Source organism: Corynebacterium tuberculostearicum (genome assembly GCF_022347385.1).
In the GTDB taxonomy this organism is placed as follows: domain Bacteria; phylum Actinomycetota; class Actinomycetes; order Mycobacteriales; family Mycobacteriaceae; genus Corynebacterium; species Corynebacterium tuberculostearicum_M.
In genome coordinates this window covers 17,553-40,573 of record NZ_JAKRDT010000016.1, presented here as the reverse complement: position 1 = coordinate 40,573, position 23,021 = coordinate 17,553, and the positions used below count along the sequence as shown (strand labels likewise).

Genomic DNA, 23,021 nt, shown 5'->3' with positions numbered 1-23,021 from the left:
CCTCAATTGTTGACCAATTCCCTGGTAATAACAAGTCTCGCAAACGTTTGAAAGCTAAGTAATAAACCGGTCGTGTTGTTTCGCAGGTGAGTGATTTTATGCAGTACGCACGTACGTCTTCCATCGGGGGTGAAATAGCCCCGAACGTGTTCCGCATCACCACTAAATTTTGGCCGCTACCTGCGCGAACCTCTACTGTTAATCCCGTTCAGCTTCGCTTCCGCACAAAGGAGGACTTCGTGGCTTCCCAGCCCAAGCATCCAGTAGATATCGTCCCACCCGCGCCCAAACTAGCCGCCTTGGGTTTACAGCATGTGCTGGCGTTTTATGCCGGCGCAGTCATCGTCCCGCTGCTCATTGCCGGCTCGCTCAATCTGGATGCGGAAACGACCATCCACCTCATTAATGCGGACCTGTTGACCTGTGGCATAGCGACGATCATTCAGTCCATGGGCGTCGGCAAGCGCATTGGCGTGCGCCTGCCCATCGTGCAGGGCGTGACTACTACGGCCGTCTCCCCGATTATTGCCATTGGCCTGGGCGCGACCGACGGCGCGGGTGGGGTGGCCTCGCTGCCAACCATTTATGGCGCCATTATTGTCGCCGGCCTTTTTACCTTCTTCGCGGCGCCGGTCTTTGGCAAGGTGCTGCGCTTCTTTCCGCCGGTGGTCACCGGTTCGGTCCTGCTGGTTATGGGTACGTCGCTGTTGGGGGTGTCGGCCAATGACTTTGTCAATTACGCCGAGGGCGTGCCGGCCACCCGCGACTTACTCTATGGCTTTGGCACGCTCGCGGTCATCATCTTGGTGCAGCGTTTTTCCTCCGGCTTCCTGGGCACCCTGGCCGTGCTCATCGGCCTAGTCCTGGGCACGGGCGTGGCGCTCGTGCTTGGCGACGCCTCCTTTGACGAGGTCTCCTCCGCCCCCGCCCTCGGCATTACTACCCCGTTCTACTTCGGCATGCCGAAGTTTGACCTGGTAGCCATCTTCTCGCTCATCATCGTCATGATCATCACCATGGTGGAGACCACCGGTGACGTCTTTGCCACCGGCGAGATTGTAAAAAAGCGCATCCGCCGCGATGACGTCGTGCGTGCCATTCGCGCCGATGGCCTGTCCACCCTGGTGGGCGGCGTGATGAACTCCTTCCCCTATACCTGCTTTGCCCAAAACGTTGGCCTGGTACGCCTGACCAGCGTGAAGTCACGCTGGGTGGCCGTTGCCGCCGCCGGGTTCATGATGGTGCTGGGCATTTTGCCCAAGGCCGGCGCGGTCGTAGCCTCCATCCCCTCCCCCGTTCTCGGCGGCGCCTCCCTGGCGCTTTTTGCCAACGTGGCGTGGGTGGGCCTACAGACCATCGCCAAGGCCGATCTTTCCGATGGCCGCAACTCCGTCATCGTCACCTCCGCGCTGGGGCTGGCCATGCTGGTGACCTTCAAGCCGGATATCGCCACCGCCTTCCCGGAGTGGGCGCAAACCTTCGTCTCTTCTGGCATGTCCATCGGCGCCATTACCGCCATTGTGCTCAACCTTTTGTTCTTCCACACAGGAGGCAAGCAGGGAACGCAAGTGTCTCGGGCCGTCGGCAAGAGCGTGAGCCTCCAGCAGCTCAACGGCGCCTCCCGCGAAGAATTCGTCTCCGCGCTGCGCCCGCTGTTTAATAACGAGACCTGGCCGCTGGAGCTGGCGTGGGAGTCGCGGCCCTTCGGCGATGTTAATGAGCTGCGCGCGGCCATTCAGGTGGCCGTGCTGACCGCGGATGATTCCCGCCGCGCCGCCCTCATCCACGATTACCCGGCCATGGATGAGCTGCTGCTTGCCGACGCCGACGAAGCCGCCACCATCTCCGCCGACCGCGGCTCCCTGGGCCTGACCGACCTGGATGATGTGCAGACCGAGCGCATCACCGAGCTCTCCGCCGCCTACCGCGAGCGCTTTGACATGCCGTTTGTGGCCTATTTGGATACCAATGACACCGTCGACCGCGTCATTGATGCCGGCGTGCGCCGCCTGGCCAACTCCCCGGAACAGGAAAACCGCACCGTGCTGGGCGAAATCGTAGAAATTGCCAACGACCGCTTCGATATTCTGCTGGCCGATGCCAACCCGGTCCGCTCCTCGTGGGACCGCAAGTTCACCGAGGTGGACTAGTTAGCGAAAGGAAAAGTCCACTTCGGCCTCTGGGTCCACGCCGGAAATAATGCCGGTGTAGAACTGCTTGGCCTGGGATTGGAGGACATCGCGATTATCCGCGATGTCCTCTTTCTTTTTGTCCTCGTTGAGGATCTTGGTGATGGTTTCCGCCTTATCGATATCCGGGGTAATCCAACTCAGCGCCCCGTTGTCCTCCACCGCGGTTTCGAAATTCTCATCCGAGTGCCCGATGAAAATGAACTCGGGGATCTCCACGCGGAAGTGGTGCGGGGATTCTTCTTCCACCTGAACCTGCGATCCTTCGATGCCGAGCTTCGCGCGATAGGAGTATTTGATGTACTGGGTGCGCTCACTGCCCGGGACCTGCCAATTCCACAGCTTACTGGTGGCGGATTCCTCCGATAGGCCCTCGATGCCCAGCGAGACGAGCACCACCTGCTCTTCGCGCTCCACGGCCTTGATGACCTTGGTATTACTCGATTCGGTCTCCACCTCCACCGGTTCCCGCACCTGCCAAATGAACACCGCGGCGGCAGCCACGGCGGCAATGAGAATGACGGCGATAAGGGTGGATAGCAGCTTTTTCATGATGACCATCTTAAGGCGAATATGCGGGCGGTGATATGCGAAAGCGCCGCCAGCTCTGTGAGCCGGCGGCGCCGATTGTGCGCCCGGTGAGACTTGAACTCACACGTCATAAGACACTAGAACCTAAATCTAGCGCGTCTGCCAATTCCGCCACGGGCGCGGGGGACTTGCCATAGTGTACACGGCACGCCGGCAATCCAGAAACCAGGGGTGTTCTGTTTTCCGGCCGCTGGTGGGTAGGGTGGATCGCGTGAGCACTCAAGAGGAAAAGAAGAACAAGCGCGTGCAGGTGCGGTGGTGGCACATCCTCCTCATCGCGTTTTTCGTCGTGCTCTTCCTATTCCTGGCCTATTGGCAATGGACGCGCTTCCGCTCCGGCTCAGGCACCTTCCAAAACTTGGGCTATGCCTTCCAGTGGCCACTGTTCGCCGTGTTCGTGGTCTACGCCTATCGCACCACGCTCCGCTATGAAAACGAGCGCCTCGCGGCCGAGGAAGAAGCCCGCGACATGGATAGCACCACCACTGAGGCCCCGGCTGAGTCTCCCGCACCGCCGCAGGCAGATACCAAAATCGATGAGGATTTCCTGCCCCAGCGGCCGCAGATAGATGTGGACACGTTCAACGCCATGAATACCCCGCGCCGCCGGCGCGGCGAGAATGAAGAAAGCTGATTATGACCAATAAAGTTCACCCCGCCCGCCAGGCCCGCATCCGCGGACCTTTGAAGTTTTTCTCCATCGCGGCCACCGTGACCGGTATCTTCCTGATTATCCTGGTCATCCGCATGGTCTGTCAGTACCTCATCGGCATGGAGATCCCAGAGTGGGCCACCTATATCGCGATCGTGCACGGCATCGCGTACATGACCTACCTGCTGTCCATCCTTATCCTCGGCCCGCGCGCGCTGTGGCCCGTAGGCAAGCTTTTTACCACCGCCCTTGCCGGCGTGGTGCCCTTCCTGTCCTTCTGGATGGAGCACAAGCGCCGCAAGGAGATTAAGGAGGAGTTCCAGCTCTAGGAACTGCGAACCAGCTCCGCGATGGCGGGGACTAGTTGACTTAGAGCGCGGCCGCGATGCGAGACCGCGTTCTTTTCTTCTGGGGACATCTCCGCGGCCGACCGGGACTCGCCTTCTGGCTGAAAGAGCGGGTCATAGCCAAAGCCGTTGTCCCCGCGCGGCTCGCGCAGGAAGCGGCCTTCCCAGCGGCCCTCGGCCACGTGCTCGGTGCCATCGGGAGTCACGAGCGCGCAGACGGAGACAAAGGCGGCGGCGCGGCGCTCATCGGGGACATCGGCCATCTGTGCCAAGACCAGGTCATTATTGGCCTGGTCATTGCCGTGCTGGCCGGACCAGCGGGCGGAAAGCACGCCGGGCATGCCGTTGAGCTCTTCGATGGCCAGGCCGGAATCATCCGCGACGGTAGCAAAGCCGGTAGCGGCCGCGCCGGCGCGGGCCTTGATGAGCGCGTTATCGGCAAAGGTGCGGCCGTCCTCCACCGGCTCTGGGTAGGGCTCCACGGCGGATAGCGGGCGCAGCTCGACGCCCTCGATGCCGGCATCGGCCAAGATGCGCTCGAGCTCCGCGAGCTTTTTCGGGTTATTGGACGCGACGAGAATTACCACCCCAGCGCCGCCTTCTGTGCGGCGATGAGCTCGCGGCAGCCCTTCTGCGCTACGTCGAGCATCTCGTTGAGTTCCTCGCGGCCAAAGAGGCCGTGCTCGCCGGTGCCCTGGATTTCCACGAAGTCACCGGATTCTTGCATCACCACGTTGAGGTCGACCTCCGCGCGGGAATCTTCCTCATAAGGCAGGTCGAGGCAGATTTCGCCATCAATGATGCCGACCGAGACCGCGGCGATGGGATCGAGCAGCGGCTCGCCGGGGACGACGCCCTCGGCCTTGAGGTGTGCGATGGCGTCGGCAAGCGCAACATAGGCGCCGGTGATAGACGCAGTGCGGGTGCCGCCATCGGCCTGCAGGACGTCGCAGTCGAGCTGGATGGTGTTCTCGCCCAGCTCCTCGAGGTCCACCGCAGCGCGCAGGGAGCGGCCGACAAGGCGGGAAATCTCGTGGGTGCGGCCCTTGACCTTGCCCTTCATGGATTCGCGCGGCATGCGGTCATGGGTGGCAGAAGGCAACATGGCGTACTCGGCGGTAAGCCAGCCTTCGCCCGAATCACGCTTGAAGCGCGGCACGCCATATTCCACGGATGCGGTGCACATGACGCGGGTATTGCCAAACTCCACCAGCACCGAGCCGGCCGGGTTGGTGGTGAAATTGCGGGTAATGCGGACGCTGCGCATCTGGTCCAGCGCGCGCCCATCGGCACGAGTAAATTCAGTCATGCCGTCCAGCGTATCTTAGAACTCCATCCCCGCGGCGCCGAGGACAATCTCTCCATCGAATTCGGAGCGGGCTGCCTCCAAAGTTGCTTGCGCATCGCCCCACGGCTGAATGTGGATGAGCACCAGCTTGCTCACACCCGCCTCGCGCGCCGCCCTACCGGCTTCCGCGCCCGACATGTGCATGTCCGGCGCCTTGCCCTCCGAGGTCTCGCCCCAGGCCGCCTCGCAGAGGAAGATATCGGCACCACGGGCGGCTTCGACAAGCGCGGGCGTATACGAAGAGTCACCGGAATAGGTAATGGTCTGGCCCGTCTTCGTGTGCTCCACGCGCAAGGCATAGGCCTCTACCGGGTGATTTACCGGGAAGGGGGTGATATAGACGTCATCCACGAGCTGGCGCTCGCCCGGCTCCCAGGCGCTAAAGGCGAAGGTATCGGACATGTCATCGATGCCATCGACCTCATCCGAGGACAGGCGGCCCAGATGCGTAGGCGTAGCCTTCGGCCCGAAGCACATATTGCGCGAAGCCGCCGGCGCCGTGGGATGGAAGCGGCGCCACACCATCAGGGAAGGAAAATCCAGGCAGTGATCGGCATGCAGATGGCTAAAGGCCACGTGCGCATCACAAGGATCCTGCTGCTGTTCCAGCTGCGCCAAGGTGCCAGGGCCCATGTCGAGGACAATGGACGGCGCATTATCGAAAGACAGCAAGTAGCCGGAGGCGGGATTCTGGGCGGTGGGGACGCTACCGGAGCAGCCTAGGATGGTCAGCTTCATGGGCTCAATAGTTCCATGAATTCGCCCCACATGCGTACTCAACGTGCAAACGGGGGAGAAATTGCACTTCTTTATGCAATCTGGGGGCCGAGAAAGCGCGTGGCAAGGCGGGCAAAGGCTTCCGGATCGCCGGTGGATTCAAAAGTGTGGACCGGCTGATTCTCTGCGGGGGCCAACATATCCGTTTCCGTGAGAATCCGTATCACGTCCTTGGTGGTTTCCTCCGAGGAGGTCACCAGCGAGACATTTTCGCCCATCGCCAGCTGGATAATGCCGGTCAGCAGCGGATAGTGCGTGCAGCCCAAGACCAGGGTGTCTACCCCCTGCGCTTGCAGCGGGGCCAGGTAGCCCTCGGCGACGCCGAGAATCTGGCGGCCGGCGGTAATGCCCCGCTCGACAAAGGGAACAAAATCCGGGCAGGCGGTGGCAAAGGCCTGCACCTTGGGGTTGAGCGCAAATAAGTCTTGATAGGCGCCAGATTTGATGGTGCCTTCGGTGCCGATGACACCGATTTTTCCATTGCGCGTGGTGGACATGGCGCGGCGCACCGCGGGCCGGATGACCTCCACGATGGGAATGTCGTAGCGCTCGCGCGCATCGTGCAAGAAGGCGGCGGTGGCGGTATTGCAGGCAATGACCAGCATCTTGCAGCCGCGCTCCACCAGACGATCGGCCACGTCTTGAGAAAAGGCGCGGACTTCAGAGATGGGCCGAGGGCCGTAAGGGCTGTGGGCGGTGTCGCCGGTGTAGATGACGGATTCGTGCGGCAGCTGTTCCATCACCGCGCGGGCCACGGTGAGCCCGCCCACGCCGGAATCAAAGATGCCGATGGGAGAGGTCGCAGTTGGCATTAGCGCTTCACTGCCTTAACCGGGTCGTCCGAGGTAATGGTCATGCCGGCGAGGATTCCGCCGATGGCGCCGAAGAGGTGGCCCTGCCAGCTCACGCCCTCGTAGACGGGCAACACGCCCCATACCAAGCCGGAGTAGGCGAAGCCGAGCACGATGCCCAAGATGGTCTGGATGAGCGAACGGTTAAAAATTCCGCGCACAATCAGATATGCCAACCAGCCATAGACCAGGCTGGAAGCACCGATATGCGAGGTACCGGGGCCGCCGATAAACCAGGTTCCCAGGCCCGCAACCAACGTGGTGATCAGCGTGACCTCCCACCAGGCCTTGCGGCCGGAAAGGCCGATGAGGAAGCAGAAGATGGCGCCGGGCACCGAGTTAGACATCAAGTGCTCAAAGTTCGCGTGGAGCAGCGGGGCGGTGACAATGCCCCAGATGCCATTGAAATCCAGCGGGCGAATGCCGTAATTAGAAAGCTGGCCACCAAAGAGGAAGGCGTTGATGATGTGGACCGCCCACTCCACCACGAGAAAGCCAATGGCTATGGAAAAGCCGGTGGTGATGCGACCGCTGCGGGTGTAGTTCTTGGAATCGCCGCGATTGACCTGGCTCGTGGGCGCCGGCCGGTAGTTAGATGTTCCACCTGAAGTCATAATGCGCCTTATCTTAGTCCAGCAGATCGCGGTACGCGCTCAAGCCTAGGCCGGGGTCGGCGGCGGTGACCGCGTTGACGATGGCTTCTTCCACGGCATCGGCGGCCGCGGCGCACAGCTGGGTTACCATCTGCGTACTCAGGTCGGCCGGGCGTTTGGCGGTGGACAGGGCAAAGATCGTATCCCCATCCAGCGGCGAATGCGCAGGACGTACCGCACGGGCGATGCCATCGTGGGCAGTCATGGCCAGGCGTTGGGCTTGGGCGGTGGTAACGGGGGCGTCGGTAAGCACGGCGCCGATGGTGGTATTGAGCTTGGACTCCGCTGGGTGCGGCAAGGCGCGGTAGGCGGCAGCATTGACCGGGGTGCGCCCCGGCGCGCCGTACAGCCGGCCGGATTGCGGCTCAATGACCTCGCCCACGGGATTGGCAACCATCGCGGCGCTGACCTCGTAGTCACCCACCCGGCGGGTGGCCAGCCCGAAGCCGCCCCGCAGCTTGCCCGCGGTAGCGCCCACGCCGGCTCCCACCGAACCCATGGATTCGTCGCTGCCCGCGAGCGCAGCTTGCAGTGCAGCCGCGCCTTCTTTCGGCCCAGGGCGGGAAGGCCCGACCAGCAAGTCAAAAATGACTGCGCCGGGAACGATGGGCACGCGCGGCCCAGGCTTGTCCTCGCCGAAGACGGGAAAGCCGATCCCTTGCTCTGCCAGCTCATTCATCACGCCGTCGGCAGCGGCCAGGCCAAAGGCGGAGCCGCCTGCTAACACCACGGCGTGGACGCGCTCGACCGTATTGTGCGGCTGTAAAAGGTCCGTTTCGCGGGTGCCTGGGCCGCCGCCGCGCACATCGACGCTGCCGAGCGCTCCGCCCGGCCCGCAGTAGAGCACCGTGACTCCGGTATCGGTGCCGCTATAGTGCCCGATGCTCATGCCATCCAGCATTAGTCCATCAACACCTGCAGCAGCGAATCCTGGCAAAAAGCCAGCCATTCCACGAGGCTATCGCGGTCAGACATCAGGTTGTTATCGGCCACATCGCCCGCCGCGACAAAGAGGCGGAGGTCGTTCAGGCCAGCGACGAAGGCCTGGGCCTCTTGCTCGTTGATAGTAACCTCTACCCCACCGGTAGGTCCGAGGGCAGAGCCAATTACCTGCAGGTTTTCCAGCTTGGCGCGCGCAATGTCGTTTTCATGCAGGGAACGCAGCAACGACGCATCGCCTTCATATTCCTCATCGCCGGGCATTTCAAAGTCCGGGAAGAGACGAGCCAGCGAGGGATCGTCCGGGGCTTCGGTGTGGCCGGTGGGCATGTCCAGCATTTCCGCCAGCTCGTCCTTGGGCGCGGACTGGGCGCGCTTAATGATCGCCTCAGAGACGGTAGCGGTGAGATCGCCCAGCACCTCGCGCTCCATTGGTTCGAATACGGCCGTGATCTTCGGCGCGCGCATGAGGGACTTCTTTTTCTTCCACGGTTGCATCTATTTAACCTGCCTGCTGCATCGTTGCCCACAGACCGGCGATCTGGAGCTTTTTCACGTCCGCTTCAATCTTGTCGCGCTCGCCGCTGGACACGGCGGCCTTGCCCTCGGTGTGGACCTGCATCATGAGTTCATTGGCCCGCTTCTTGTCATAGCCCAACACTGTTTGGAATACATAGGACACGTAGCTCATCAGATTGACGGGGTCATCCCACACGATGCACATCCACGGCAGGTTCTCGCTCGTGGCTACGTCTACGTCGAGTTCTTCATCCAATTCGGGCGTAGCCATCGGAGAGCTCATCCGGACTACAGGAAATTGCGCCTTCATGCCCTCTAGCCTAACCATATTTGGGAATCTATTGTGGGCCCGCGCAATCTGGCTTCGCACATTCCGGCGCCAAAGAATCTAAACCCCTGAAAACCACCTAGTCAGTGGGTATTATCACTCCCGTGAATGACAAAGCTATCCCTAATGATCGCTCTACTGCACTGCTCACGGATAAATATGAGCTGACGATGCTCCAGGCTGCGCTGCGCGATGGCTCGGCAAACCGCCAGGTCACCTGCGAGGTATTCGGCCGTCGCCTGCCCAATGAGCGCCGCTATGGCGTCGTTGCCGGCACCGAACGCGTCCTGCGCGCAGTGGAGGATTTCCGCTTTTCGGCCAATCAGTTAGCGGAGATGGACTTCCTGGATGAGCAGACCAAGGAGTATCTGCGCCACTATCGCTTTTCCGGGCAGATTGACGGCTACCGCGAGGGCGAGCTTTATTTCCCCAACTCCCCCATCCTGACGGTGCGCGGCACCTTTGGGGAATGCTTGATTTTGGAGACCGTCATCTTGTCCATCATGAACGCCGATTCCGCGGTGGCTTCGGCCGCCTCCCGCATGGTCACGGCGGCCGACGGCCGCCCCATTATCGAGATGGGCTCGCGCCGCACCCACGAGTATGCGGCGGTAACCTCCGCCCGCGCGGCCTACCTGGCCGGCTTCAATGCCACCTCCAACCTGGAGGCAGGCTACCGCTACGGCATTCCGGTCTCCGGCACTGCCGCCCACTCTTGGACCTTGGCGCATACCAACCCGGATGGTACCCCGAACGAAGAGGCCGCCTTCCGCTCCCAGATCGACACCCTCGGTGTGGACACCACGCTGTTGGTCGATACCTATGACATCACCAAGGGTGTCGAGACCGCAGTGAAGGTAGGCGGACCGAAGCTCGGCGGCGTTCGCATCGATTCCGGTGACCTGGGTGCGGTCACCCGCCGCGTGCGCAAGCAGCTGGATGATTTGGGCAATCACAACACCAATATCGTGGTCTCCTCCGACCTCGACGAGTTCGCCATCGCTGGCCTGCGCGGCGATCCGGTAGACGCCTACGGCGTCGGTACGTCCGTAGTAACCGGCTCCGGTGCGCCCACCGCCGGCATGGTCTACAAGGTCGTTGAGGTAGACGGCATACCGGTGGCAAAGCGCTCTTCCTCCAAGCAATCCGTCGGCGGTGCCAAGCGTGCGCTGCGCACCTACCGTTCCTCCGGCGTCGCCGTGGAGGAAATCGTCTACCCCTTCGACGCACCAGCGCCGGATACCGGCCAGCTCGATACCCGCGACATGACCATTCCGCTCATGCGCGATGGCCACATCGTCGACGGACTGCCGGATCTGCATTCCTCCCGCGAGTATTTAGCTCAGGCCCGCAAGACCCTGCCATGGGAAGGCCTGGCACTCTCCCGCGATGAAGCGGCCGTGCCCACGCGGATGGTGGGCTTTAAAAAGTAGGCCGCTAGACTGTGTGGGGTGAGTGAGCACGCAGATGAGCCCCTAAACCTCGACACGGAAACGCTGCTGGGCAAGGCCGTAGACGCGCTGGGCGGCAGCCGGCGCGAAGGCCAGGTGCGCATGGCCACCGCCGTCTCGGCCGCGCTCGAAAAGGAGCGTCACCTAGCTGTGCAGGCCGGTACCGGTACCGGTAAATCCCTGGCCTACTTGGTCCCGGCTATCCGGCATGCGATGAACTCGGGGTCCACTGTCATCGTCTCCACCGCGACGCTGGCCTTACAGCGCCAGCTGGTGGAGCGCGATCTGCCGCGGCTTACTAAGGCCCTCGCCCCTGTCATGGAACGAACGCCCACCTTCGCCATCATGAAGGGCCGCAATAACTACCTGTGCATGAATAAGATTGCGGCTACCCCGGATGACCCAGAAGCTCTTATCGACGAATCCGAGATATCCCACCGCGGCAAGGCCGTGCGGCGCATCCACGAGTGGGCGCAGGAAACCGACACCGGCGACCGCGATGATCTAGAGCCGGGCGTGCCGGACTTGGTGTGGCGAGCGGTATCGGTAACCTCCAACGAGTGCTTGGGCGCCTCGCGCTGCCCGCACGGGCCGGATTGCTTTGCGGAAGAGGCTCGCAGGGCGGCTGCCGACGTCGACATCGTGGTCACCAACCACGCCATGCTCGCCATCGACGCGGTTTCTGAGGCAAATATCTTGCCGGAGCACGACGTCGCCATTATCGATGAGGCCCATGAGCTCGACGGCCGCATCACCTCTGTATCCACCGCGGAGATTACTACCCGCGCCATCAAGATGGCCGCCAACCGCGCGAAGTCGCTGGGAAATGCCGGTAGCCTCTCGGACTTGGCCGAGGAATTTGATGACCTGATGAAAATCCAAGAGCCAGGCCGTTGGACCGACTTGGATGAAACTTCCCAGGGCCACCTGCGCGCGCTTGCCGACGAATTCCTGCGCGTTAAGTCCCTCATTTCTCGCGTCCCAGAAGGCGAAGCCACCGACGATCCGGAGAAAAACGCCGAGCGCCAAAACTTGAGCAACCACCTCTCCGACCTCGCGCAGGCCGTGGCACGCATGCTGGAGGTTTTCGCCACCGATGACCCAGCCAAGCAAGACGACGTCGTCTGGCTCGAGCGCGATCCGCGCAGCGACGCCGAGACCCTCGCCGTGGCTCCCCTCTCCATCGCCCACATGCTGCGCGAGAACCTCTTTGGGGAGCAAACGGTGGTGCTGACCTCGGCCACCCTCGCCCTCGGCGGTCGCTTCGATGCCATGGCCGCCCAGTGGGGCATGCCGAGCGGCACCTACGACACCTTGGATGCGGGCACGCCTTTCGACCCAGCCAAATCCGGCATCCTGTACACCGCCAAACACCTACCCACGCCGGGCCGCGATGGCCTGCCCAAAGAAACCATCGATGAGATCTACGAGCTCATTATGGCCGCCGGCGGGCGCACGCTTGGTCTGTTTTCCTCCCGCCGCGCGGCGGAAGAGGCAGCCACCGCCCTCAAGCCGCGCATCCCCTTTGACCTCTTCGTACAAGGCGAGGATTCCATCGGCGCACTGGTAGAGAAATTCTCCCAAAAGGAAAACTCCTGCCTCTTCGGCACGCTTACCCTGTGGCAAGGCGTGGACGTGCCGGGGCCGGCGTGCTCGCTGGTCATCATCGACCGCATTCCGTTCCCCCGGCCGGATGATCCCCTGATGCAGGCGCGCGCCCAGGCGGCCGATGCTGCGGGCCGCTCCGGATTCATGGAGGTCTCCGCCAACCACGCCGCCTTGCTCATGGCCCAAGGCGCAGGCCGCCTGCTGCGCCACGTGACCGACCGCGGCGTGGTGGCCGTGCTCGATAACCGCTTAGAATATAAGCGCTACGGCAGCTTCCTCAAGGCCTCCATGCCACGCTTTTGGCAGACCACCGACGCGGATACGGTGCGCGGCGCGCTTAAGCGATTGGTCGCCGCAGGGCGCACACGGTAGCCGAGTCCGGCGCAATCTCCGTGAACCCAGCGTCCACGATGACCACGGCGCCGTCCTGCGCGCAGGCCGTGCGAAAATCTTCGCCGGACACCTCGCGCACCGAAAGCTCAAAACCGGTATCGGCCCAGGCACGGGCCTCGTCCACCGACATCGCCGCGGCGAGCATCATCGAACCGTGGCCCACCTGCGCTGCGGCCTTGCCGGCAGACATGTCGAGGCTGCGGTCGACGTAGATGACGGGGGCATCGCCAAGCGGGGCTCCTGGCTCATCATAGGGCAAGTCGGTGTGACCGATTTGCAGCTTGCCGATGAGCGGATCCACCTCCCCCACGGCCGAAGGCGCGAAGGCCCGGGCACGGTCCGCCACGGTCACGCCCGGCAGGCTCTGCACATCGCGCCAGGCCTTATTGCGCGCCCGACGGGCGATCTTGCGGATGCGGTGGCCATACCACTGTCCCAGGGCGTGGGCGAAGGCCCCGTCCTCCCCCGCGCGCTCGTCCAGGCACACGGCCACAACGGCGCGAGCGGCCGCCTCCAGCACCTCCGTGCGCGCCGGCGGCTCCTGCTTTGGCAGGTTAAGCGCAATCTGCATCGCTTGGATGGTGGCGGGCTCGTCGGGGTTTTCTGGGTCATCGCGCCACGAGCGCGAATCACATGCCTTCACCAGACGCTGGTGGGCGATTACAAACCTATCCACGAACAACCTCCTCTGCCGGGATTCCCAAGATCTGTAGTACCTCATCCAGCCGCCGGTGATTTACCGAGGTATCCGCCACTTCTTGCAGCGCCGGCTTAGCGTTAAAGGCGATGCCCAGCCCCGCAGCGGTAATCATATCGATGTCATTGGCGCCGTCGCCCACGGCGACCGTCTGGCGCATGCTCACGCCGGAATCCGCGGCGAACTCCCGCAGGAATTCCTCCTTGGCCTTGCGGTCAACCACCTTGCCGGTGACGCGGCCGGTGAGCTTGCCATCGGCGATCTCCAAGGTATTGGCGCGGACGTAATCTAAGTGCATTTCTGCGGCTAGGCCCTCTAGAACTTGGATGAACCCACCGGAGACCACAGCGGTGCGATAACCGATGTGGTTGAGCGTGGCAATGGTCTCGCGGGCACCGGGGGTCAGCTGAATCTCGCGGGCTACCTCATCAATGATGGAAGCATCCAGGCCGGCCAGAACGGCCACGCGCTCGCGTAGGGACTCCTCAAAATCCAATTCGCCGCGCATAGCCCGGGCCGTGATGGCGGCAACCTCTTCTTCCTTGCCGGCGTGCGCGGCTAGCATCTCGATGACCTCGCCTTGGATGAGGGTGCTATCGCAGTCGAAGCAGACGAGGCGTTTGGAGCGTCGGCCCAGCCCCGCCGGCTCGATGGCAATGTCGATACCAATCTGCTGTGCCAGCTCTGCCAGCGCCTGGCGCACAGGTGCCGCGGAACCATCGAGGGACAAAAACAGCTCCAGGCCGGTGAGCGGGGAGGTCGAGAGCCCGCGGATGCGATCGATATTGGCATCGAAATTGGCCAATACGCGGGCGACCTCCTCAACGTGGTGGGCGGTTACTTCCGTTCCCATGAGGACCACCGCATGCGTGGAGCGAGCTCGCGCGCTAGATTCCTCCTCCCGCACGTCCACGGATACCTGTTGCCCGTAGATGCTCAAGGTATTGCGCAACCCCTGTGCAATCTGATCGGCGCGCGTACGGGGAATGCGGGTATGGGCAGCAAGGGTGATGCGGCCGGAAAAGATGGCCTGTTCGACGTCGACAAGCGCGGCGTTATAAGACGCTAACACGCGGAAGAAGGCCGCCGAGACCCCAGGCTTGTCCGGCCCGGTGGTGGTAATAACGGCATAGGTATCAGCTTGGGTACTCACGCCGCCCATTATCGCACGTAGGGCAAACAAGATACGCCAAAGCCGCCTCCCACGGCCCTTGGCGGGCTGGGAGGCGGCTTAAGTCAGGAGTGCTTTAGCGAGTTATATCGCTTTAGTGGCTACCCACGTGTGCTTCTTCGCGCATGCGCTGAACCATGTGCGGGTAGTGCAGCTCGAAGGCCGGACGCTCGGAGCGGATACGCGGCAGCGACACGAAGTTGTGGCGCGGCGGCGGGCAGGAGGTTGCCCACTCGAGGGAGTTGCCGTAGCCCCATGGGTCATCCACGGTGACGATCTCACCGTAGCGCCAGGACTTGAATACGTTCCACACCAGCGGGATAACGGAAGCGCCGAGGACGAAGGAGAAGATGGTGGAAATCTGGTTGAAGACCGTGAAGCCATCGGACTCCAGGTAGTCAGCGTAACGACGCGGCATACCCATGTTGCCGACCCAGTGCTGGACCAGGAAGGTGCCGTGGAAGCCGATGAAGGTCAGCCAGAAGTGAATCTTGCCCAGACGCTCGTCCAGCATGCGGCCGGTCATCTTCGGGAACCAGAAGTACAGGCCGGCGAAGGCGGAGAACACAACCGTACCGAACAGGGTGTAGTGGAAGTGTGCAATCAAGAAGTAGGACTCAGCCAGGTGGAAGTCCAGTGCCGGGGATGCCAGCATAACGCCGGTCATACCGCCGAAGAGGAAGGTTGCCATGAAGCCCATGGCGAAGATCATCGGGGTATCCCAGGTGATGTGGCCCTTCCACATGGTGCCGACCCAGTTGAAGAACTTAACGCCGGTTGGAACCGCAATCAGGAACGTCATGAAGGAGAAGAATGGCAGCAGGATAGCGCCGGTGACGAACATGTGGTGTGCCCACACAGCCATGGACAGGGAGCCGATGGCCAGCAGTGCGAAGACCAGGCCGATGTAGCCGAAGACCGGCTTGCGGGAGAAGACCGGAACGACCTCAGACACAACGCCGAAGAACGGCAGCGCGAGGACGTAAACCTCAGGGTGGCCGAAGAACCAGAACAGGTGCTGCCACAGGATGCCGCCACCGTTAGCGGAATCGTAGATGTGGCCGCCCAGCTTGCGGTCATACAGAACGCCCAGTGCCGCAGCAGTCAGCAGCGGGAAGATCATCAGCACGATGGCGGATGCGGTAAACACTGCCCAGCTGAAGACCGGCAGGCGGAACATGGTCATGCCCGGTGCGCGCAGGGTCAGGATGGTCGTAATCATGTTGACAGCGGAGGCAATAGTACCGACACCGGTAGCGCCCACGCCGACGATCCACATATCCGCGCCGATGCCCGGGGTGTGGACACCATCAGCCAGCGGCATGTACATGGTCCAGCCGAAGTCAGCCGCACCACCTGGGGTAACGAAGCCCAGCAGCATCACGGTGCCGCCCAGCAGGGTAACCCAGAAGCCGAAGGCGTTCAGACGCGGGAAGGCCACGTCCGGCGCACCAATCTGCAGCGGCAGGATGTAGTTACCAAAGCCCCACACGACTGGGGTCGCAAACAGCAGCAACATCACGGTGCCGTGCATGGTGAACAGCTGGTTGAACTGCTCATTGGACAAGAACTGGAGACCCGGGGTGAACAGCTCCGCGCGGATCAACAGTGCCATAAAGCCACCGAGGAAGAAGAAGCTGAAGGACATGATCAAGTACATGATGCCCAGCTGCTTGTGGTCGGTGGTGGTTAGAAATACCCAAGCCTTTGAACCGGTCTTCGCGTTACCGGTTGGCTCTGGACGTGTGGGGGCGACGTAATCGTCGACCCGTGGCGCCACAGCGGTCATAAAATCCTCCTGAATAACAAAGTGTCTGTGGACAGACTCCACCTACACCTAGGTTTACTCGCCTTATATTAGGCCATTTTCCCCTGTTCTTTCCAGCTTCCCCCAATACTCGGATGCGAAGACACGCCTCACCATTGACCACATCTGCCACATTGCCCCTGCACGTGGCGCGGCCACTATTTCCACCTACGGTTTTCACCAAAGATACAGCGTGCTATATGTCACAGCCGCGCCGAATTGTGCGGCCCCAAAACACAAAAACACACCCCCGCTCGTTATCAACCTTTCGGTTGAGTTCGAGCAGAAGGTGTGCCGCTAGACCACGCTGATCAGCGGGAATGCTTAGAAGTCCCAGTCATCATCCGTGGTGTCCTCAGCCTTGCCGATGACATAGGACGAACCCGAACCAGAGAAGAAGTCATGGTTCTCGTCGGCGTTCGGCGACAACGAGGACAAGATAGCCGGGGAAACGCGGGTCTCATCGGCCGGGAAGAGCCCCTCGAAGCCCAAGTTATTCAGTGCCTTATTGGCGTTATAGCGCAGGAAGCGCTTAACGTCCTCGGTCCAGCCCAGGTCATCGTAGAGATCCTCGGTGTAGTCGATCTCATTGTCATAGAGGTCATAGACCAAGTCGAAGGTGTATTCCTTCAGCTCCGCCTGGTGCTCTTCATCCAGCTGCTTATACGCCTGCTGGAACTTATAGCCAATGTAGTAGCCATGCACAGCCTCATCTCGGATGATCAGGCGGATGATATCGGCGGTGTTGGTGAGCTTCGCGCGGGAGGAGAAGTACATCGGCAGGTAGAAGCCGGAGTAGAACAGGAAGGACTCCAGCAGCGTGGAGGCTACCTTCTTCTTCAGCGGATCATCGCCCTTGTAGTAGGACAAGATGATCTTTGCCTTCTTCTGCAGGTTCTCGTTCTCTTCGGACCAGCGGAAGGCATCGTTGATCATCGGCGTGGACGCCAGGGTCATAAAGATATTGGAATAGGACTTGGCGTGCACAGACTCCATGAAGGCGATATTGGTGTAGACCGCTTCCTCATGCAGAGTCTGGGAATCCGGAAGGAGGGAAATCGCACCCACTGTGCCCTGGATGGTATCCAGCAGCGTCAGGCCGGTAAAGACCCGCATGGTGGTTTCCTTTTCCTTCTCCGTCAGCGTCTTCCAGCTGGGCAGGTCATTGGAGACGGGGACCTTTTCTGGCAGCCAGAAATTACCGGTGAGGCGATCCCAAACCTCGAGGTCCTTTTCATCCGGGATGCTATTCCAGTTAATGGCCTTAACTGGCTTTTCATGACTAGAAACGTAGTCATCGTACTCGTGCGACACGCGGCGTCACTCCAATACATAATACGGACACTTTTAGCTCCCCAGCATACCCAATTCGCCCGCCCTCTAGATCATTGTGGTGGATGCCTCATGCCTATACTGATCCCAGCTATACCGAGTGCCCGCACAGAGAGGATTCACCCACCATGAGCGCCACCCCTCCCCTACTCGGCTCCGTGGTGGACCAACTCGGCGCGGATATAGTAAGCGGAGACCTCGCGGAGGGCGAGCGGTTCCGGCTGGGGGACGTCGAAAAGCGCTTTGGCATCTCCCGCACCGTGGCCCGCGAGGCCATGCGCGCCCTGGAGCATCTCGGCATGGTCAGCTCTGGGCGCCGCGTGGGCATCACGGTGCTGCCGATGGAAAAGTGGGCGGTCTATGACCCGGCGGTCATTGGCTGGCGCTTAGACAACGATAAAACGCGCGGGCAGCAAGTGGCCCGACTCAACGAGCTGCGGCTTGGCATCGAACCGGTGGCCGCGCGTCTGGCTGCAGGCAATGCCACCGCCCAGCAGCGGGCTGAATTGCTGGGCCTCGCCGCGCGCTTAGCCGAGCTGGAATCCACCCCGTCTCCGCGCGTGGGCGAAGAATTGGAAACCGATCTGCACTTCCACACCCTCATCCTGCGGGCCTCCGGCAATGAGATGCTGGCCGCACTCGCCCCTTCCCTGGTGGCGATGCTCAAGGGCAAGTCGGTTTTTGGCTCCCGCAAGCGCGACCCCATCGGCGGCACCACACAGCTGCACATGGAGCTGGCCCGCGCCATTGATGCCGGGCTTGCCGACGCCGCCGAAGAAACCTCTCGCACCATCCTCGACCGCACCCGGGCAGAAAACGGCTAAGCGCCTCGCTGCACGTCCTTCCCCTCGACGTGCAGCGAGGCGCCCTACCTGCGGTTTAGAGCATGCAGGATACGCAGCCCTCGACCTCGGTGCCCTCCAGCGCCATCTGGCGCAGGCGGATGTAGTACAAGGTCTTAATGCCCTTGCGCCACGCATAAATCTGCGCGCGGTTGACATCGCGGGTGGTTGCGGTGTCCTTGAAGAAGAGCGTGAGCGATAGGCCCTGGTCCACATACTTGGTGGCTACGGCATAAGTATCGACGATCTTCTCGTAGCCAATTTCATAGGAGTCCTTGAAGTACTCCAGGTTGTCATTATCCATGTGCGGCGCCGGGTAGTAGACGCGGCCGATCTTGCCTTCCTTGCGGATCTCAATCTTGGAGGCAATCGGGTGGATGGACGAGGTGGAGTTATTGATATAGGAAATCGAGCCCGTCGGCGGCACCGCCTGCAGGTTGCGGTTGTACAGGCCGTACTTAGCCACATCCTGTTTCAAATCCTCCCAGTCCTGGGCGGACGGGGTGTGGATCGAAGAGGCGTCGAAAAGCTCCTGCACCTTCTTCGTCTTCGGCTTGAACTCTTCCGGATCGTAGCGGTCAAAGAATTCGCCGGAGGCATACTCGGACTGCGGGAACTCCGTGAAGTACTCGCCGCGCTCGCGGGCAATCTTATTGGAAGCGCGCAGCGCCGCATACAGCACAGCCGCAAAGTAGGCATTGGTGAAGTCCAAGCCCTCTTCCGAGCCGTACTCGATGTGCTCGCGGCCCAAGTAACCGTGCAGGTTCATCTGGCCCAGGCCAATGGCGTGAGACTCGTCGTTTCCGCGGCGCACGGACGGCACGGAATCGATGGAGGTCTTATCCGCCACGGCGGTCAGGCCGCGGATGGCGGTTTCCACCGTATTGGCAAAGTCCGGCGAATCCATGGTCATCGCGATATTCAGGGAACCCAAGTTGCAGGAAATATCGCTGCCCAGCTCCTCATAGGTCAGGTCCGCGTTGAACTCGGAGGCGGAATTAACCTGCAGGATTTCCGAGCACAGGTTGGACATGTTGATCCACGAGGTCTTGACTGGGTTCGCGCGGTTTACGGTGTCCTCGAACATGATGTACGGGTAACCGGACTCGAACTGCAGCTCGGCCACGGTCTGGAAGAAGTGGCGGGCATTGATCTTCTTCTTGCGGATGCGTGGGTCTTCCACCATCTCCTCATAGTGTTCGGTGACGGAGATGTCACCGAAGGCCTTGCCATAGACTCGCTCAACGTCATACGGCGAGAAGAGGTACATATCATCATTGCGCTTAGCCAGCTCAAAGGTGATATCCGGCACGACAATGCCCAGCGAGAGGGTCTTAATGCGGATCTTCTCATCCGCATTCTCGCGCTTGGTATCCAGGAAGTTCATGATGTCCGGGTGGTGCGCGTTGAGGTAGACCGCACCGGCACCCTGGCGGGCACCAAGCTGGTTGGCGTAGGAGAAGGAATCCTCCAGCAGCTTCATCACGGGGATGACGCCGGAAGACTGGTTCTCAATGTGCTTAATCGGGGCACCGGACTCGCGGATATTAGACAGCAGCAGGGCCACGCCGCCACCGCGCTTGGAAAGCTGCAGCGCAGAGTTGATGGAGCGGCCGATGGACTCCATATTGTCCTCTATACGCAGCAGGAAGCAGGAGACGAGCTCGCCGCGCTGGGCCTTGCCAGCGTTGAGGAAGGTCGGGGTAGCCGGCTGGAAGCGACCGGTCATGATCTCGTCTACGAGGTGCTCGGCCAAGCCTGCGTCGCCGTCTGCCAAGAACAGGGCGGTCATGGACACGCGGTCCTCAAAGCGCTCGAGGTAGCGGCGGCCATCAAAGGTCTTCAGCGTGTAGCTGGTGTAGTACTTATACGCGCCTAGGAAGGACTTGAAGCGGAACTTATAGGAATAAGCGCGCTTGAATAGCTCCTTAATAAAGGAGAAATCATACTGCTCGATGACCTGCGGGTCGTAGTACTTGTTATTAATCAGGTAATCGATCTTTTCTTCCAGATCATGGAAGTAGACCGTGTTTTGATTAACGTGCTGCAGGAAGAATTGGTTAGCGGCCTCGCGGTCTTTTTCAAACTGAATCTTGCCGTTAGCATCGTAGAGATTCAGCATCGCGTTCAGAGCGTGGTAATCCAACTGCTCCTCTGGCTTTACTGGCTCGGCGACGGTCTTCCCCAATTGCGTACTCACAGCTGACAAGGCCTTTCTAAAAATCAGGATCTTTATTTAAGTCGTGGTGGGCGCTAGGCCGCAGCCTCGAGCCCAAGCTCGGCGGCGTTAGCCAATAAACCTTCACGACAAATTTTGATATCGTCATCGTTTCCCAGCAACTCGAAACGATATACATAGGGCACTTTACATTTGGCGCTGATGACGTCACCAGCCTTGCCAAAGTCGGCACCAAAATTGCTATTGCCACCCGCGATCACCGCGCGAATGAAACTACGGTTGTGCTCATCGTTCAGGAACTTAATTACCTGTGTGGGCACCGGCCGAGAGTTCTGGTGGCTAATGGACGCACCCCCGCCGTAGGTGGGGCACACCAAAACATAAGGCTCGTTGACTTTGAGGGGCTCGCCCGTGCGGCGCAACGGGATGCGCGCACTAGGAAAGCCCAGTTTCTGCACGAACCGGTGCGTATTTTCCGTCGCGGAGGAAAAATACACGACCAACATCGCTACTGGCCTCCCCTACTCCCCTAAGCGGATGCGGTCAGGGAAGCCAAGCCCTTGATACGGTCAGGGCGGAAACCGGACCAGTGCTCGCCATTAGCCTCAACTACCGGGGCCTGAACGTAGCCCAGTGCCATGACGTAGTCACGGGCTTCATCATCAACAGAAATATCGACCAAGTTGTAATCGAGACCGGCGCGGTCGAGGGCCTTCTTGGTGGCATTGCACTGGACGCATGCTGGCTTGGTGTAAACGGTGATAGACATATAGATCCTTAAAGCTCCTGCATTGAAAAATTCGTCAGAGCGGGGAGCGTTTTCCCGCCTAAACGGGCGCTTCCTGCGCCGCTCTGAGCAACATCAACGACACTATACTTTGGGGGAAATACCCGCAACTAACACAATATGTAGTAGTTACAGTCATGGTATTCCCAGGATGGCACACCCCTGGACCCCACATGTTGACCACACCTACGGACAGCCATGAAACTACACCAATGGGATTCCTGCAGGTTTACCTGGCGTTCACCATTTTGTGTGTCAAAGTTCACATTTAAGGGGCCGGCGGCCCGCTCTAGGCCCCGCTTATCGGCGCCCCCCTCAGAGACGCAGGTCGACGGGTCCGGACCCTCCCCCGGGGCGCGCTTCAGGCCAAAAATGACCTGACTCAACACCGTCCAGTCGGTCGGCAGCTTGTCGTGCCGAGGAGCCACGCCACAGACTTCGCTTAAGTCGAGGTTGACCACATCGGCGCCGTCAACGGCTGCCAGCTGCGAGGAGCTATTCGGGGTTACCGTCGTATCCGCTGGCGAGTAGATGGAGGTGTAGAGCACGCCTGGCGCGGTGTCCGGCAGCGCATTGAGCCTTTGCATAAATTCCGAACCCACCACCTGTTGGATGCCGGCCGTGCTAGCCAAGAAGGCGGCGAGGCGGGGCGCGAAAGCGATGAACTTAGAGAGCCCCTCCCCCTGCCCATTCAGTGTGGTGCCATGAAAGTTGCCGCCTAGAGCCACAGCCCGAGCGACGTGCTCAGCCCCGCCGTACATTTGGGTATAGGTCTTAATATGGGTACCGCCCTGGGAATGGCCTACCAAGTCCACTTTCTCTGCGCCGGTTACCGCTCGGACATAGTCCACGTGCTGCGCTATTTCCTCGGCCGCATCATCCAAATCTGAAATGGCCTTCGTTGAGGGAGAGGCATTCTGCAAAGAAACATCATCCGCTCCATAATCAAAGGCCCATACGCACGCACCCTGATCCTTCAACATCGGAATCAAGCTTTTCCACACACCCGCATTGTTATAGGTGCCATGCAGTAGCACCACCGGCTCAACAATCTGGCCAGAAGGCACACAGGAAGGGTCATTGATCCCAAAGGACTCTGGAACAGAGGACTCCCACTCCGACTGAGAGGCATTAGCAATAGGGGCGGATAACCCAAGGGCGGCAGCGACAAGCGCGGCAACGATTCGCTGGGACATTATTCTTCTTTCTCACGGCATGGATAGACAAAATGATTATATTCATATATTTGCCTTTATGTTCACCTGAGTCTAAAAGAATTTATTCTTTGTGCCAGAGCGGAGGCATAAAAAATCCGCCCCACTCCGGAAAGCCGGAGGGAGCGGATGGAATCGCGAATCAATTAGCCCTGACGAGCCTTGAAACGGGGATCCTTCTTGTTGATCACGAAGACCTTACCGTGGCGGCGAATAACCTGGGCGCCCGGCTTCTTCTTCAGCGACCGAAGGGACTTACGGACCTTCATCGGGCGCTCCTTTCGTTATGCGCAATCTACATGCGGTTGAATAAGTAAAGCACGGACTGGGAATCCCCAGCCATGAC

Annotated in this window: 24 protein-coding genes and 1 tRNA gene; 6 read left to right on the top strand and 19 right to left on the bottom strand. The window is 60.7% G+C overall.

Annotated features, from left to right (window positions below):
- The first annotated feature begins 239 nt into the window (after positions 1-239).
- On the top strand, positions 240-2,150 hold the full coding sequence (locus MHK00_RS09260; protein ID WP_250411474.1) for a solute carrier family 23 protein: 1,911 nt from the start codon (positions 240-242) through the stop codon (positions 2,148-2,150).
- Here the strand turns inward: MHK00_RS09260 and MHK00_RS09255 are convergent, their stop codons facing one another.
- Together MHK00_RS09255 and MHK00_RS09250 are read right to left on the bottom strand one after the other, a co-directional pair.
- Positions 2,151-2,741 carry a hypothetical protein gene (locus MHK00_RS09255; protein WP_234447241.1) on the bottom strand — a complete coding sequence of 197 codons (591 nt, stop codon included), beginning with the start codon at positions 2,739-2,741 and terminating at the stop codon, positions 2,151-2,153.
- A gap of 78 nt (positions 2,742-2,819) precedes the next feature.
- Positions 2,820-2,901: transfer RNA gene (locus tag MHK00_RS09250), tRNA-Leu, on the bottom strand.
- Between the two features lie 90 nt (positions 2,902-2,991).
- On the opposite strand from MHK00_RS09250, the gene MHK00_RS09245 reads away from it, so the two are divergent.
- On the top strand, positions 2,992-3,414 hold the full coding sequence (locus MHK00_RS09245) for a hypothetical protein (RefSeq protein WP_250411472.1): 423 nt from the start codon (positions 2,992-2,994) through the stop codon (positions 3,412-3,414).
- 2 nt (positions 3,415-3,416) lie between these two features.
- On the top strand, positions 3,417-3,761 hold the full coding sequence (locus MHK00_RS09240) for a DUF3817 domain-containing protein (RefSeq protein ID WP_179386919.1): 345 nt from the start codon (positions 3,417-3,419) through the stop codon (positions 3,759-3,761).
- Here the strand turns inward: MHK00_RS09240 and rdgB are convergent.
- From rdgB to clpS, 8 genes are all read right to left on the bottom strand, one after another.
- Positions 3,758-4,366, bottom strand: coding sequence for an RdgB/HAM1 family non-canonical purine NTP pyrophosphatase (gene rdgB, locus MHK00_RS09235; protein ID WP_005327300.1), 609 nt, complete (start codon positions 4,364-4,366; stop codon positions 3,758-3,760). The genes MHK00_RS09240 and rdgB overlap by 4 nt on opposite strands.
- Positions 4,360-5,088: a ribonuclease PH gene (gene rph / locus MHK00_RS09230; RefSeq protein WP_005323955.1), complete on the bottom strand. Its 729-nt coding sequence runs from the start codon at positions 5,086-5,088 to the stop codon at positions 4,360-4,362. The genes rdgB and rph overlap by 7 nt, the downstream gene beginning before the upstream one ends.
- Positions 5,089-5,103: 15 nt before the next feature.
- Positions 5,104-5,865 carry an MBL fold metallo-hydrolase gene (locus tag MHK00_RS09225; protein WP_239194593.1) on the bottom strand — a complete coding sequence of 254 codons (762 nt, stop codon included), beginning with the start codon at positions 5,863-5,865 and terminating at the stop codon, positions 5,104-5,106.
- A 71-nt stretch (positions 5,866-5,936) separates the two neighbouring features.
- On the bottom strand, positions 5,937-6,716 hold the full coding sequence (murI, locus tag MHK00_RS09220) for a glutamate racemase (RefSeq protein WP_250409259.1): 780 nt from the start codon (positions 6,714-6,716) through the stop codon (positions 5,937-5,939).
- A complete protein-coding gene (locus tag MHK00_RS09215; protein ID WP_250411470.1) occupies positions 6,716-7,369 on the bottom strand; it encodes a rhomboid family intramembrane serine protease in 654 nt (217 codons plus the stop codon). The genes murI and MHK00_RS09215 overlap by 1 nt, the downstream gene beginning before the upstream one ends.
- Before the next feature lie 13 nt (positions 7,370-7,382).
- Positions 7,383-8,309 (bottom strand): P1 family peptidase, encoded by a 927-nt coding sequence (locus MHK00_RS09210; protein WP_250411484.1) that lies wholly within the window; start codon positions 8,307-8,309, stop codon positions 7,383-7,385.
- Positions 8,309-8,845, bottom strand: a complete 537-nt coding sequence (locus MHK00_RS09205; protein ID WP_005327313.1) for a DUF2017 domain-containing protein — start codon at positions 8,843-8,845, stop codon at positions 8,309-8,311. The genes MHK00_RS09210 and MHK00_RS09205 overlap by 1 nt, the downstream gene beginning before the upstream one ends.
- A 4-nt stretch (positions 8,846-8,849) precedes the next feature.
- Complete coding sequence (gene clpS, locus MHK00_RS09200; protein WP_005323948.1) at positions 8,850-9,176, bottom strand: ATP-dependent Clp protease adapter ClpS; 327 nt, start codon at positions 9,174-9,176, stop codon at positions 8,850-8,852.
- Between the two features lie 122 nt (positions 9,177-9,298).
- Between clpS and MHK00_RS09195 the strand changes: the two genes are divergently transcribed.
- Entirely contained in the window at positions 9,299-10,627 is a 1,329-nt protein-coding gene (locus MHK00_RS09195; protein WP_366511686.1) for a nicotinate phosphoribosyltransferase, read from the top strand.
- Positions 10,628-10,645: 18 nt separating this feature from the next.
- Positions 10,646-12,625, top strand: coding sequence for an ATP-dependent DNA helicase (locus tag MHK00_RS09190; protein WP_250411468.1), 1,980 nt, complete (start codon positions 10,646-10,648; stop codon positions 12,623-12,625).
- Here the strand turns inward: MHK00_RS09190 and MHK00_RS09185 are convergent.
- The 4 genes from MHK00_RS09185 to nrdF all read right to left on the bottom strand — a co-directional run bounded on the left by MHK00_RS09185 (position 12,591) and on the right by nrdF (position 17,635).
- Positions 12,591-13,322, bottom strand: a complete 732-nt coding sequence (locus MHK00_RS09185; protein WP_250411467.1) for a peptidyl-tRNA hydrolase — start codon at positions 13,320-13,322, stop codon at positions 12,591-12,593. The genes MHK00_RS09190 and MHK00_RS09185 overlap by 35 nt on opposite strands.
- Positions 13,315-14,505 carry a phosphoserine phosphatase SerB gene (serB, locus tag MHK00_RS09180; protein WP_250411465.1) on the bottom strand — a complete coding sequence of 397 codons (1,191 nt, stop codon included), beginning with the start codon at positions 14,503-14,505 and terminating at the stop codon, positions 13,315-13,317. Before serB ends, MHK00_RS09185 begins: the two co-directional genes overlap by 8 nt.
- A gap of 103 nt (positions 14,506-14,608) precedes the next feature.
- Entirely contained in the window at positions 14,609-16,303 is a 1,695-nt protein-coding gene (gene ctaD / locus MHK00_RS09175; RefSeq protein ID WP_179386926.1) for an aa3-type cytochrome oxidase subunit I, read from the bottom strand.
- Positions 16,304-16,645: 342 nt separating this feature from the next.
- Positions 16,646-17,635, bottom strand: a complete 990-nt coding sequence (nrdF, locus tag MHK00_RS09170; RefSeq protein WP_005323941.1) for a class 1b ribonucleoside-diphosphate reductase subunit beta — start codon at positions 17,633-17,635, stop codon at positions 16,646-16,648.
- Between the two features lie 146 nt (positions 17,636-17,781).
- Between nrdF and MHK00_RS09165 the strand changes: the two genes are divergently transcribed.
- On the top strand, positions 17,782-18,477 hold the full coding sequence (locus MHK00_RS09165; protein ID WP_250411464.1) for a FadR/GntR family transcriptional regulator: 696 nt from the start codon (positions 17,782-17,784) through the stop codon (positions 18,475-18,477).
- Positions 18,478-18,532: 55 nt separating this feature from the next.
- Here the strand turns inward: MHK00_RS09165 and nrdE are convergent, their stop codons facing one another.
- The 5 genes from nrdE to ykgO form a co-directional block, all read right to left on the bottom strand.
- Positions 18,533-20,695 carry a class 1b ribonucleoside-diphosphate reductase subunit alpha gene (gene nrdE / locus MHK00_RS09160; RefSeq protein ID WP_250409253.1) on the bottom strand — a complete coding sequence of 721 codons (2,163 nt, stop codon included), beginning with the start codon at positions 20,693-20,695 and terminating at the stop codon, positions 18,533-18,535.
- Positions 20,696-20,748: 53 nt separating this feature from the next.
- Positions 20,749-21,180: a class Ib ribonucleoside-diphosphate reductase assembly flavoprotein NrdI gene (nrdI, locus tag MHK00_RS09155; RefSeq protein WP_005323933.1), complete on the bottom strand. Its 432-nt coding sequence runs from the start codon at positions 21,178-21,180 to the stop codon at positions 20,749-20,751.
- Positions 21,181-21,203: 23 nt separating this feature from the next.
- Positions 21,204-21,443 carry a glutaredoxin-like protein NrdH gene (gene nrdH / locus MHK00_RS09150; RefSeq protein WP_179386930.1) on the bottom strand — a complete coding sequence of 80 codons (240 nt, stop codon included), beginning with the start codon at positions 21,441-21,443 and terminating at the stop codon, positions 21,204-21,206.
- A gap of 128 nt (positions 21,444-21,571) precedes the next feature.
- Positions 21,572-22,657: an esterase/lipase family protein gene (locus tag MHK00_RS09145; protein WP_250411462.1), complete on the bottom strand. Its 1,086-nt coding sequence runs from the start codon at positions 22,655-22,657 to the stop codon at positions 21,572-21,574.
- A 164-nt stretch (positions 22,658-22,821) separates the two neighbouring features.
- Positions 22,822-22,944 (bottom strand): type B 50S ribosomal protein L36, encoded by a 123-nt coding sequence (ykgO, locus tag MHK00_RS09140; protein WP_003847162.1) that lies wholly within the window; start codon positions 22,942-22,944, stop codon positions 22,822-22,824.
- Between the last annotated feature and the right edge of the window lie 77 nt (positions 22,945-23,021).

Coding starts and splice junctions, on each gene's coding strand:
- nrdI (WP_005323933.1), bottom strand. CDS start 21,180: ATGTTGGTCGTGTATTTTTCCTCCGCGACGGAAAATACGCACCGGTTC.
- MHK00_RS09215 (WP_250411470.1), bottom strand. CDS start 7,369: ATGACTTCAGGTGGAACATCTAACTACCGGCCGGCGCCCACGAGCCAG.
- MHK00_RS09205 (WP_005327313.1), bottom strand. CDS start 8,845: ATGCAACCGTGGAAGAAAAAGAAGTCCCTCATGCGCGCGCCGAAGATC.
- nrdH (WP_179386930.1), bottom strand. CDS start 21,443: ATGTCTATCACCGTTTACACCAAGCCAGCATGCGTCCAGTGCAATGCC.
- MHK00_RS09240 (WP_179386919.1), top strand. CDS start 3,417: ATGACCAATAAAGTTCACCCCGCCCGCCAGGCCCGCATCCGCGGACCT.
- murI (WP_250409259.1), bottom strand. CDS start 6,716: ATGCCAACTGCGACCTCTCCCATCGGCATCTTTGATTCCGGCGTGGGC.
- MHK00_RS09210 (WP_250411484.1), bottom strand. CDS start 8,309: ATGCTGGATGGCATGAGCATCGGGCACTATAGCGGCACCGATACCGGA.
- rph (WP_005323955.1), bottom strand. CDS start 5,088: ATGACTGAATTTACTCGTGCCGATGGGCGCGCGCTGGACCAGATGCGC.
- ctaD (WP_179386926.1), bottom strand. CDS start 16,303: ATGACCGCTGTGGCGCCACGGGTCGACGATTACGTCGCCCCCACACGT.
- MHK00_RS09145 (WP_250411462.1), bottom strand. CDS start 22,657: ATGTCCCAGCGAATCGTTGCCGCGCTTGTCGCTGCCGCCCTTGGGTTA.
- MHK00_RS09225 (WP_239194593.1), bottom strand. CDS start 5,865: ATGAAGCTGACCATCCTAGGCTGCTCCGGTAGCGTCCCCACCGCCCAG.
- MHK00_RS09255 (WP_234447241.1), bottom strand. CDS start 2,741: ATGAAAAAGCTGCTATCCACCCTTATCGCCGTCATTCTCATTGCCGCC.
- clpS (WP_005323948.1), bottom strand. CDS start 9,176: ATGAAGGCGCAATTTCCTGTAGTCCGGATGAGCTCTCCGATGGCTACG.
- serB (WP_250411465.1), bottom strand. CDS start 14,505: ATGGGCGGCGTGAGTACCCAAGCTGATACCTATGCCGTTATTACCACC.
- MHK00_RS09165 (WP_250411464.1), top strand. CDS start 17,782: ATGAGCGCCACCCCTCCCCTACTCGGCTCCGTGGTGGACCAACTCGGC.
- ykgO (WP_003847162.1), bottom strand. CDS start 22,944: ATGAAGGTCCGTAAGTCCCTTCGGTCGCTGAAGAAGAAGCCGGGCGCC.